This is a genomic window from Pseudomonas sp. GD03858, assembly GCF_029840925.1.
Lineage (GTDB): Bacteria > Pseudomonadota > Gammaproteobacteria > Pseudomonadales > Pseudomonadaceae > Aquipseudomonas.
Map to the genome: position 1 here is coordinate 1 of NZ_JAOCDM010000146.1, position 11,610 is coordinate 11,610.

Below are 11,610 nucleotides of genomic sequence, written 5' to 3' on the forward strand. Positions count from 1 at the left end.
CACCCGGTGACTTTTGCCCCGCCCTGCGAAGTCACACCTCCTGGTAGCCCCACAATCACAACACCAGGCCAACCTCCATGCATTCACTTCGCACCGTCCTGCACAATGAACTGCACGCCCGCCCGTCGCTGTATTTCGACGACCCGGCGCATGTCTACCACCTTGCCGTACTCGGCGACGCCAATGCCTGCCAGGCCCTGCTGCAACGCTGCTGCCCCGAGGCCCCCGACACCCATGCGGCGCAGGGCATCACCCGGCTGGACGGCCACCCGTTCAAGTGGGAACGCCACACCGAATTCTTCACCCTGACCCTGGTGGTCCCCTGCACGACCCACGACAGCGACTGGCAACCCCTGCCCGACGTGCTGGCCGAAGCCATCGCACCGCAGGCGGCGCAGGTGATCAACGCCGTGCAGGTGCTGGTACGCGGCGAACAGGACCTGGACCTCGCCCGCTATGGCTTCAAGGACCCCTGCGGCTCCAGCGTCGGCGGCGGCGATGCGGTGGTGTGGAGCGATTTCCGCCTGACCGAGGACGGCACCAACCGCTTCCTGTTCATCAACCGCCGGCTCAACGCCTATCGCCAGGGCCGCATGATCCGCCGCCTGCTGGAGATCGAGACCTACCGCATGATGGCCTCGCTGACCTTGGACACGGCCAAGAACCTGAGCCAGGAACTGGACACCTTCGACGCGACCCTGGTGAACCTTTCCGAACGTAGCGCCAGCAGCGCGGCCCACGATTCCAAGGCCCTGCTCGAGGCCATCGCCCTGCTGTCGCGGCAGGTGGTCGACCGCACGGTACAGACCCGCCATCGCTTCGGCGCCAGCCAGGCCTATGCGCAACTGGTGTTCGAGCGCCTGGGCGAACTGCGTGAGAGCCATGTTGCCGACTGCCAGCGCCTGGGAGTGTTCATCGAGCGACGCTTCAAGCCGACCCTGCGCTATTGCGCGGCCACCGAACAACGGCTGGAACAGCTGGCGAAGAATGTCGCCAACCTGGGCGACCTGCTGCAGGCGCGGGTACAGGTGGAGATGGAGGAGCAGAACGCCGAGATCCTGCGCAGCCTCAACGCCCGGGCCGACGCTCAGGTGAAGATCCAGCGGGCGGTGGAAGGCTTGTCGATCATTGCGATCACCTATTACCTGCTGAACCTGTTCAAGCTGCTGTATGGCGGGCTGAACGTGCTGGGGGCGGGGTTGACGGCGCGGGAGGCGATGCTGGGGATGGCACCGGTGGCGGGGTTGGTGCTGCTGGTAATCCTGATGAGGATTCGACGAGCCAAGCAGCATTGAAATCATCGCGGGGCAAGCACGCGCCAACCTCAAGCCTTGCGCGATCCCTGTAGGAGCGGCCTTGTGTCGCGAAAGGGCTGCGTAGCGGCCCCAGATCTCAGTGTTGAGCAAAGATTGCTGGGGCCGCTTTGCGGCCCTTTCGCGACACAAGGCCGCTCCTACAAGAGCCGAGATAGCATCACGCCGGCTCGTCGGCCGGTCGCCCATTCTCCTGCACCAGCACCATGCTCTGCGGCGACGACAGGGCAATCCCCTCGTCGCGCAGCTGTCCAAGGATGGTGAACAGCAGGTCGCTGCGCGTGCTCGACACCTGCCGTGGCGAGGCCACGTAGCCGCTGACCGCGATCACCATGCCGCTGCTGGTCAGGTCCTTGAAGGTCACCGAACTGGCCGGCGCATCAAGGATCGAGTCGTGCTCCTTGTAGGCCTTGAGCAGCAATTCGCGCACATGGTTGGCATCGGTCTCCAGCGGCAGCGTGAGCGTGATGCTGACCACCCCCAGGGCATTGGCCATGGTCACGTTGCGCACGTTCTGCGAGATGAACTGCGAGTTGGGCACGATCACCGTCGAGCGATCGGACATCTGGATCTCGGTGGCGCGCACGTTGATCCGGCGAATGTCACCCTCGACACCAGCCAGGCTCACCCAGTCGCCGACCTTCACCGGGCGCTCGGTGAGCAGGATCAAGCCGGAAATGAAGTTCTGCACGATCTGCTGCAGGCCGAAACCGATACCCACCGACAGCGCACTGACCACCCAGGTCAGGCTGGTCAGGTTGATGTGCAGGGTGGACATCACCAGCATGGCCAGGAACAGGAACCCCAGGTAGCCGACCAGGGTCACCAGCGAGGCGCGCATGCCAGCGTCCATGTCGGTCTCCGGCAGCAGGCGCTCGCTCAGCCAGCGCTTGACCACGCGGATGGCGAACCAGCCACCGAGGAAGATGATCACGGCCAGGAAGATGTCCTGGGGCACGATGTTCAGGTTTCCCAACACCTTGCCACCGGTGCCGTCCCAATCCGCCAGGCTCAGCAGCAACTCGCCGGGGCTGGTGCCCGAGGGCATGAACACCAGCAGCGCGGCGGCGAACAGCAGCACGGTGCGGCCGATGCCCGCCAGCACCGTGGTGGCCTGCGCCTGGTGTCGAGGCTGCAGGCCGAGGGCCGAGGCCAGTGCCAGGCCACCTGGCTGACGAGGCGACAGCAATGTCTCGCAGAGGTCGCCGAACACCGTGACCAGCAGGTAGGCGCAGGTCACCACCACACTGACCCACAGCAGCTTGGCCGTGAGGAAATAGGCCAGCGTCAGGTAGCCCGCCAGCAGGGTCAGCAGGATCGCCAGCACCCAAACCACGATCACGAACGGGATCAGCCCGGCCAGCCCCTTCGGCCGCTCCAGATCGTGCAGGCGGCGAGCGCGGCGGTAGCGAACCAGGGCCACGACGAACAGCAGCGACACCACCAGCGCGGTCAGGCCGTTGGTGGCCAGGGTCAGGGCCAGGCTGGTGCCGATCACGCTGTTGATGCGCTCCTGGGTCAGCAGCACCATCAACGTCAGGGCCAGCACCTGCGGGAACCAGCCCAGGGCACTGGCCACTTCGTCGGGGATCGGCGGCAGGCGCCAGGACGGGCGCTGCAGCATCAGCATGGCGCGGCCCAGGCCCGAGATGAAGGCACTGAAGATCACCAGCGTGAGGATGTGATTGGTCAGGCTGGCAAGATCGGTGCCCAGATCCGCGCTGCTCTCCAGGCCCCAGCGCAGCAACGAAACCGAACCGGAAATGGTGCCCAGGGTGGCCAGGCTGACGCCCAGCGCCAAGGCGCTGCGGCGCAGGCGACCCACGGGCAGCCAGCGGACCATGGCATCAGCCAGCAGGCGCTCGAACATCCGCCGTACCAGGGTCCAGACCAGCACCGCAGCCACCAGGGCGCCGATGAACCACCAACGGTGCTCGGCGCCGAAGGCGCTGTCCACGGCATCGGCCACCTCGCCACGCAGGTCGCGCAGGCGGGCAACGTCATCCTCGGTGGGGCGGATCAGGCTCGACCAGAACGCCGGGCTCAACGGGCTCGCGGCGCGGCTGGTGATCTGCGAGTTGAACAGGCTGCGGCGCAGGTTGACGATCTGCGTGGACAGGTCACGGGCCGACTGGGCCAGCGTGGTGGCGTCCTTCTGTTCGGCGACCAGCGCGTTTTTCTCGTCGTTGAGCTGCTTGCGCTGGCGGGTCAGGCTTTCGGCCTCTTCGGCCACCGGCGGACCGAGCACGTTGAGCTGATCATCCAGGCGCTGCACGTCGGCGGTGCGCTGGGTGGTCAACACATCGGCCTGGCGCTGCACCTGCAGGGCCGACTGGCGCAGCTGCGCGAGCAGGTCGTCGTTGGCATCGCCGGTGACGCCCTGGCGGATCTGGTCGAGCCGTTCGCTCAAGGTATCCAGGCTGGCGTTTTCGTCCAGCTCCTGCTGTTCGGCCACGGCCAGGCGCGATACAGGCGTGGCCGGCGCGGCCCAGGCCGGGATGGCCAGACATAGCAGCAGGGCCAGAATCCCTGGGTAAAATCGGTCAAGGCTGACACGCCTCATCGAATGTTCCTCTTACACAACTCGACAGGGCGTGAATTCTACGCGGTCCGGACGCTCAGGAGAGTGCCGTTTCTCGGTCCAGCAGCTGACGTTTGCGTTCGATGCCCCAACGGTAGCCGCTGAGCTCGCCATCACGGCGCACCACGCGGTGGCAAGGAATGGCCACGGCGATCGCATTGGCGGCGCAGGCCTGGGCCACCGCCCTGACCGCCTTCGGCGCGCCGATGCGCTCGGCGATGTCGGTGTAACTGACCCGCGTGCCAGGCGGAACTTCGCGCAGCGCCTGCCAGACCCGTTCCTGGAACGCCGTACCTTGCACATCCAGCGGCAACGCGAGGCCCAGCGCTGGCGCCTCGACGAAGCCGATCACCTCGGCGACCAGGCGCTCGAAGGCGTCATCACCGCCGATCAGGTGAGCCTTGGGGAACTTGTCCTGCAGATCCTTGAGCAAGGGCTCGGGCTCGTCGCCCAGCAGGATGGCGCAAATGCCGCGCTCGCTCTGCGCCACCAGGATCGCCCCCAGCGAACACTGAGCCAGGGCGAAACGGATGGTCGCGCCCTGCCCGCCTGCACGGTAATCCCTCGGGTGCATGCCCAGCCGCTCGTCGGCGCTTTCGTAGAAGCGGCTGTTGGAGTTGTAGCCGGCCTCATAGATGGCGTCGGTGACACTGGCGCCTGCGTCCAGGCCCTGACGCAGGCGTTGGGCGCGGAACGCCGAGGCGTAGGCCTTGGGCGTAAGCCCGGTCTCGGCCTTGAACAGGCGGTGCAGGTGAAACGGGCTGACATTGAGCTCGGCGCCGAGCCGGTCGAGGTTGGGCGCGGTCTCGCTGGCCTCGATCAGGCGACAGGCACGCGCCACCAGCTCGGTGCGCCGGCTCCCCTGCCCGCCTTTGCAACGCTTGCAGGGGCGGTAGCCAGCGGCCTCGGCCTGGTCGGCAAGCGTGAAGAACTCGACGTTCTCGCGCTTGGCCAGGCGCGACTTGCAGGCGGGCTGACAATACACGCCTGTGGTCCGCACGGCGTAGACGAAGTGGCCGGTGGCGGCCGTGTCGCGGGACTGCACGGCGTGCCAGCGTTCGGCGTCGGTGGTATAGGTGGTCGGGGCGGGCTTCATCAGGGGCCTCTCCTGGGATTCGATACCATCAGCCTGGCAGGGTGGATGATGCGTGGAACTCCGATTCTTGCGGTGTTTTCACGGGCCCTACCGCGGGGCAAGCCCGCTCCCACAGGAGCATGGTCCATCCTCGTGGGAGCCGCGATAGGGCCATGCAGGTAGGCTTCAAGCCCGCCACAGGTACCAAGCCGCGACGGTGCGATACGGGCTCCATGCCTGGCCCAGCGCGCGCATCTGCGCTGGCGTCGGCGCCTTGTCCAGGCCCTTCATGCGCCGATACCCCTCGCGCACGCCAAAGTCATCCACCGGCAGGATATCCGATCGCTCCAGGCTGTAGATCAGCAGCATCTCCACCGTCCACCGGCCAACGCCACGCAGCGACACCAGACGCGCGACCAACTCATCGTCAGGCAACTGCATGGCCTCTTCCCGGCCTGGCACCACACCCTCCAGGCAAGCCTGGGCGATCGCGTACAGAGTGGCGCTCTTGCTCGCGGAGAAGCCGCAGGCGCGCATCGTCTCCGGGGTCACCGCCAGCAACTGCTCGGGCGCGGGAAACGCCACATCCGGGAACAATGCCAACAATCGCCCGAGAATCGCCTCGGCCGCCCGCGCATGCAACTGCTGGTAGGCAATGGCCCGCACCAGCGCCTCATACGGTTCGCGCCCAGGCGTGGCCTGGTGCAGGCAAGGGCCTACCGCGGCGATGTGCCGCGCCCAATCCGGATCCTGCTCGGCAAGCCACGCGGCGGCGGCATCAAACGCCTGGGGTGAAAGGTCTGCAAGGATCATCGATAAGGCTCGATCAGAACACGATCCCCCAGCCTAGCCCAACCGCTCATCGGTGAAACGCTCAATCTTGCGCATCGAATACCTGGCATACCATTGATCCGGCAACACGGCTCCGCCTAGAATTGAGAACTATTAACAATCACATTATCCGCAGGCACGCCAGACGATGCAGATCGATGACACGCTGAAACCGGCCCAGGTCGATCTGCTCTACCAAGCCCATCATCGTTGGCTGCGCGGCTGGCTCGGGGCGCGAGTGGGTTGCCGCGAACATGCCGCGGACCTGGCCCAGGACACCTTCGTGCGCCTGCTCAAGGCCCGCCAGGTGTCGCCGCTCAAGGAGCCACGCGCCTACCTGAGCAGCATCGCCCGCGGCCTGATGATCGATCAGTTCCGCCGTCGCGCCCTGGAAAACGCCTACCTTGAGAGCCTGGCCAGTCTGCCCGAGCAGGAGGCGCCCAGCGAGGAACAGCGCCTGGTCATCCTCGACACCCTCGAGCGCCTGGACCGCGCCCTGCACCGCCTCAAGCCGCGAGCACGGCAGGCCTTCCTGATGGCCCAGCTCGACGGCCTGACCCTCACCCAGATCGCCCTGCGCCTCGGCGTCTCCCGCGCCACCGTCGAGCGCGACCTGGCCCGGGCCCTGGGTGTCTGCTATCGGTTGCGCTATGCCGACGCCTGAAGCAACGCCCACCCAGGCCCAGGTCGACCAGGCCATCGAGTGGCTGGTCAAGCTGCGCTACGACAGTCCTGGCCCGCGCACCGAGCAACAGTTCCAGCGCTGGCTGGCCAGCCATCCACAGCATGCCGCGGCCTGGCAGCGAGTCAGCACGCTCGGCGACGAGCTGGCCGACCTGCCGGGCGAGCTGAGCCGACGCACGCTGGCCGGCAGCGAGCGCCAGCGCATGAACCGCCGCGAGCACCTCAAGCTGCTCTCGGTGCTGGCGCTGACTGCGGGCGCCGGCTGGGCCGCGCGCGAGCCGCTTGGGCTGCCGGCGCTGCTGGCCGACACCCGCACCGGCACCGGCGAGCGCCGCGAAGTGCTGGGCAGCGACGGCAGCCGCGTGCGCCTCAACACCGCCAGCGCTATCGACCTGCGCTACAGCGTCGAGCAGCGCCGGTTGACCCTGCTGCGCGGCGAAGTCAGCCTGGACAGCAACGCCAACGACAACCGGCCATTCAGCATCGACACCCGCGTCGGTGGCCTGGTCACCCAAGGCGGCCAGCTGCTGCTGCGCGAGAACGCCCAGGGGCTGTTGCTGGCGGTTCGCCAGGGCGATGTAACGCTGTTCCCCGACACCGCCGCCGAACATCGGGTCAAACCGGGCGAGGTGCTGCAGGTGGCCATGGCGGGTGATTATCAAGCGGCCACATTGCACGGCGACCCCTGGGCTTGGACCGACGGCGTGCTCAGCGTGCAGCAAATGCCGCTCGGCGAGTTCGTCGACGAGCTGTCGCGCTACCGCCCCGGCGTGCTGCGCTGCGCACCGGAAGTGGCTGGACTTGCAGTCTCAGGCACCTATCAACTGGACGATACCGAGCAGATCCTGCTGCTGCTGGCCCGCAGCCTGCCGGTACGCATCGATTACCGCACACGCTTCTGGGTGAGCATCGGCGCCGCCTGAAAAACTCTTTTGAAAATAAATGAGGTGGAATCTCATTCTCGTCCGGCCTGAAGGAAACAAGCCCGAACAGTGGTCTGCCAACCTTCAGGAGCGCTTCATGATCCGCCCGTGTTCCCCCCGCAACGCCGCCCTGCGCCATGCCATCCGCGCCGCCGCCCTGGGCCTGGGCGTGGCCTGCGCCGGCGTGCTGCCAACCCTCGCCCTTGCCGCCCCCGCCAGCCAGAGCCAGCAGCGCGACTGGAACATCCCCGCCGGCCCGCTGGCCGCCGCGCTGGACCAGCTGGCGCGCCAGGGCGGACTGAACCTGTCGTTCGACGCCGGCAGCCTGCGGGGCAAGACCACCCAGGGCGTGCAGGGCCGGCATGACAGCGCCCAGGCCCTGCAGATCCTGCTGCGGGGCAGCGACGTGCAGGTCCAGCAGGAAAGCGACAAGAGCTTCCTGCTGCTCCCGGCCCTGGACGTCGGCGACGCCCTGCAACTGGGCGCCACCAGCATCTCCAGCAACCGCCTGGGCGAGACCACGGAAAATACCGGCTCCTACACCACCGGGGCGGTGACCATCGGCAAGACCCCGCAAAGCATCCGCCACACCCCGCAGTCGGTGACCGTGGTCACCCGCCAGCGGATCGACGACCAGAACATCACCAACCTCACCAACCTGCTCGAACAGACCCCCGGCGTGGTGGTCAACCTCACCGACAGCGAGCGGGTGCAGTACTTCTCGCGCGGCTACCAGATCGACGCCATCCAGTACGACGGCGCCACCGTGGTGCAGAGCAGCGGCGGCGGCTCGTTCATCCAGAGCGACTCGGCGATCCTCGACCGCGCCGAGGTCCTGCGCGGCGCCACCGGCATGCTGCGCGGCGCCGGCAACCCCTCGGGCACCGTCAACCTGGTGCGCAAGCGCCCGACCTATGAGTTCCAGGGCGAAGGCAGCGTCACCCTGGGCACCTGGGACGCCCAGCGCTACGTCGCCGACCTCTCCGGCCCCTTGACCGAGACCGGCAACGTGCGTGGCCGGGTGATCGCGGTGCACGACGAGAAGGACCACTTCCAGCAATCGCGCCAGGAGCGCAAGGACGTGCTGTACGGGGTGATGGCTTTCGACCTCGACGACAGCACCACCCTGACCACCGGCCTGGAATGGACCCAGCTCGACGCCACCGGTGCCTGGGGCAATCTGCCGGCCGATTACGACGGCTCGCCGCTGCCATTCGGTCGCAGCACCTACCTGGGCGCCGACTGGAACCGCTGGAACCGCAGCAACCTGCAGACCTTCGCCGAGCTCGAGCACCGCTTCGACAATGACTGGACGCTCAAGCTAATGGCCCAGCGCACCCATTTCGAGCTGGACGACAACGGTTTCAAGCAGACCTACTTCAGCCGCGCCACCGGCACCGCCAACCCGACCCGCAACCCTTACCTGATGAGCTACCAGGTGACCGAAGGCGATGGCGGCGAGAGCCTGCAGAACAACCTCAGCGCGACCCTCAACGGCCCGTTCGACCTGCTCGGCCGCACCCACGAGCTGATGCTGGGCGTCGAGCGCATCCGCAACGACTCCTACGCCTCGGCCACCAACAATGTGCAGTCGGGCGTGTTCGACATCCGCACCTGGGACCCGAAGACCAGCCTGGCCAACCCGAACATCAACATCACCGCCCACCCGGTGCGCACCCGCACCACCCAGGAAGGCGCCTACGCCACCTGGCGCATCTCCCTGGCCGACCCGCTGACCGCGATCATCGGCGCCCGCGCCAACTGGTACGACTACGAGCAGGAGAACAACACCAAGGCCAGCGGCAAGTTCAGCGTCGACAACGAGATCGTGCCGTACGCCGCGCTGATCTATGACCTCAACGAAAACTTCAGCACCTACGCCAGCTACACCGAGATCTTCAACCCGCAGACCAACACCGACGCCGCCGGCTCCGTGCTCGAGCCGGTCACCGGCGAGGCGTACGAGACGGGAATCAAGGGCGAGTTCTACGAGGGCCGGCTGAATACCTCGCTGGCGTTCTTCCGCATCTACCAGGTCGGCAATGCGCTGGACGACCTAAGCGGACCGAACCCGTGCCTGCCCAACTACACCAGCGGCTACTGCAAGGTCGCCGCGGGCAAGAACCGCAGCCAGGGCTTCGAGCTGGAAATATCTGGCGAAGTTCTGCCGGGCTGGAACGTGACCGGTGGCTACACCTACAACACCACCGAGTACCTCAAGGACACCGCCGGCACCAACGGCAACCCAATCCGCACCACCGACCCCAAGCGCATGCTGCGGCTGTTCACCAGCTACCGCCTGCCGGGCGAGTTGCAGGCCTGGACCGTGGGTGGCGGCGTGCAGGCGCAGAGCGACATCTACAACCGCAGCGGCAGCGCCGAAGCCTCGCAGTCGGGTTACGCGGTGTACAACGCGATGGTGAACTACCGATTCAACGACAACTATTCGCTGCAGTTGAACGCCAACAACCTGTTCGACAAGCAGTACTACCGCCAGGTGGCGCCGACGCCGACCGGGTATTACTGGGGCGACCCGCGCAATGTGTCGGTGACCTTGCGCGGAACGTTCTGACCTGACCATGGCCATCGCGGGGCAAGCCCGCTCCCACGAGCACAGTTACGCGTGGGAGCGGGCTTGCCCCGCGATGGCCGGGGATCAGTCCGCCACCGCCTGCAGCTTGCCCGCCCGGCGATAGGCCTGGCGCGCGAAGCACACGAACAGCCCCGCCATCAGCGCCAGCGCCATGGGCAGGCCATGGGGCGCCACATCCATCGCCGCGCCGCTGACCAGCGGCCCCACCAGGCTGCCGACACCCCACAGCAAGCCGACACTGGCGTTGGCCGTCACCAGGTCCTGGCCTCTGAAGCGCTGCCCGATCAACACCAGCGCCAGTGTGTAGATGCCGCCCGCCACCGCCCCGAGCACCACCAGCAGCGGCCACAGCAACCAGGTCATCTGCAACAACCACGGCAGGCCGATGCCGATGGCCATCGCCGCCAACCCGCACACCAGGTGCAACCCGGTGCGCTCGACCCGGTCGGCGAGCCAGCCCAGCGGCAGTTGGAAGATCATGTCGCCGGCGAACACCACGGTCACCATCAGCGCCGCCACGCCCACGGCAAAGCCGTGGCTGGTGGCATACACCGGCAGCAGTGACAGCACCACGGCATCGAAGAACGAGAAGAACAGCACCGCCACGCACAACGCCGGGGCGACGCGGAAGAAGCCAGCCAGGCCGAAACTCTTCTCGCCTTCCTCGTGCTCGACATGGTCGTTGGGCACGGTGAACGAGATGCACAACAGGGCCAGGCCGTAGCAGAACGTGACCACGCCGGTCAGCCACGGGCTATCGGCGCCGAGCAGCGCCAGCAGCGCCGGGCCGAGCACCTGGAAGCCGGTGAAGCTGGTGGCATACAAGGCCATGATCTTGCCGCGATTATGCTCCGGGCACAGCTCGTTGACCCACGACTCGCCGAGAATGATCGCGATGCCCATGCCGATCCCCAGGCCCAGGCGCAGCAGCGCCAGCCACGCCATCGAGTCGAACGCCCACTCCAACAGGGCGATGCTCAGGGTGCACAGGCTGAAACTCAGCAGGTAGATGACACGCCGGGTCAGGTGCTTGCAGCAGGCGTCGACCATGAATGCCGAGAGCATCATGCCCGCCGCCGGGATCGCCGAGATGATGCCGATTTCCAGCGTCCCCGCCCCTGCTTCGTGCAGGCGCAACGACACCAGCGGCAGGCTCGCCCCGAGGCTGAAACCGACCACCGACACGGCGAACAACAGGCCCGCCAGCAAACGCATGTTCATGTACCACTCCTTGCAAGCCGGCGCGCAGGAGCTCTGGCCCTGGCCGACTGGAAAATCCGCTGAAAGATGTTCGAACGCAGACGCCCAGGGTCACGCCGGGGAGGCGCGGGACGCAGGGGCGCGAATCAGATCAGGGCAAGGTGTGGCGAGAAGGTGAAGGCGAACAGCACGCTGCGTCGACGCTTGAGCACCGTGTCGCTCGGCCACGCACGGCGCGCTGTCGGGGCGACAGGCTGGCGATGGGAGCGGAGACTACGGGTACGGCGCATTGCATCGACTACGCAGGTAAAGAGGAGGCGGCACTCTAGGCCATGCGGATCCGGGCCGTCAATCGCCAGGGTCTACACACTTCCCTGTAGGAGCGGCCTTGTGTCGCGAAAGGGCTGCGC

The 11,610-nt window shown here is 66.8% G+C and carries 8 protein-coding genes; 4 read left to right on the top strand and 4 right to left on the bottom strand.

Annotation, left to right across the window (positions count from 1 at the left end; translation table 11 throughout):
- Positions 1-77: 77 nt before the first annotated feature.
- On the top strand, positions 78-1,295 hold the full coding sequence (locus tag N5D48_RS24195) for a DUF3422 domain-containing protein (protein WP_279888529.1): 1,218 nt from the start codon (positions 78-80) through the stop codon (positions 1,293-1,295).
- Between the two features lie 178 nt (positions 1,296-1,473).
- On the opposite strand, the gene N5D48_RS24200 is transcribed toward N5D48_RS24195, so the two are convergent.
- The 3 genes from N5D48_RS24200 to N5D48_RS24210 all read right to left on the bottom strand — a co-directional run bounded on the left by N5D48_RS24200 (position 1,474) and on the right by N5D48_RS24210 (position 5,782).
- Complete coding sequence (locus tag N5D48_RS24200) at positions 1,474-3,876, bottom strand: DUF3772 domain-containing protein (protein ID WP_279888530.1); 2,403 nt, start codon at positions 3,874-3,876, stop codon at positions 1,474-1,476.
- Between the two features lie 55 nt (positions 3,877-3,931).
- Positions 3,932-4,990 (bottom strand): bifunctional DNA-binding transcriptional regulator/O6-methylguanine-DNA methyltransferase Ada, encoded by a 1,059-nt coding sequence (gene ada, locus N5D48_RS24205; protein ID WP_279888531.1) that lies wholly within the window; start codon positions 4,988-4,990, stop codon positions 3,932-3,934.
- A 165-nt stretch (positions 4,991-5,155) separates the two neighbouring features.
- On the bottom strand, positions 5,156-5,782 hold the full coding sequence (locus N5D48_RS24210; RefSeq protein WP_279888532.1) for a DNA-3-methyladenine glycosylase: 627 nt from the start codon (positions 5,780-5,782) through the stop codon (positions 5,156-5,158).
- A 166-nt stretch (positions 5,783-5,948) separates the two neighbouring features.
- On the opposite strand from N5D48_RS24210, the gene N5D48_RS24215 reads away from it, so the two are divergent.
- The 3 genes from N5D48_RS24215 to N5D48_RS24225 all read left to right on the top strand — a co-directional run bounded on the left by N5D48_RS24215 (position 5,949) and on the right by N5D48_RS24225 (position 9,979).
- Entirely contained in the window at positions 5,949-6,464 is a 516-nt protein-coding gene (locus tag N5D48_RS24215) for a sigma-70 family RNA polymerase sigma factor (protein WP_279888533.1), read from the top strand.
- Positions 6,451-7,407, top strand: coding sequence for a FecR domain-containing protein (locus N5D48_RS24220; RefSeq protein ID WP_279888534.1), 957 nt, complete (start codon positions 6,451-6,453; stop codon positions 7,405-7,407). The genes N5D48_RS24215 and N5D48_RS24220 overlap by 14 nt, the downstream gene beginning before the upstream one ends.
- A 97-nt stretch (positions 7,408-7,504) precedes the next feature.
- Complete coding sequence (locus N5D48_RS24225) at positions 7,505-9,979, top strand: TonB-dependent siderophore receptor (RefSeq protein WP_279888535.1); 2,475 nt, start codon at positions 7,505-7,507, stop codon at positions 9,977-9,979.
- Positions 9,980-10,063: 84 nt separating this feature from the next.
- Here the strand turns inward: N5D48_RS24225 and N5D48_RS24230 are convergent, their stop codons facing one another.
- Entirely contained in the window at positions 10,064-11,221 is a 1,158-nt protein-coding gene (locus tag N5D48_RS24230) for an MFS transporter (RefSeq protein WP_279888536.1), read from the bottom strand.
- Between the last annotated feature and the right edge of the window lie 389 nt (positions 11,222-11,610).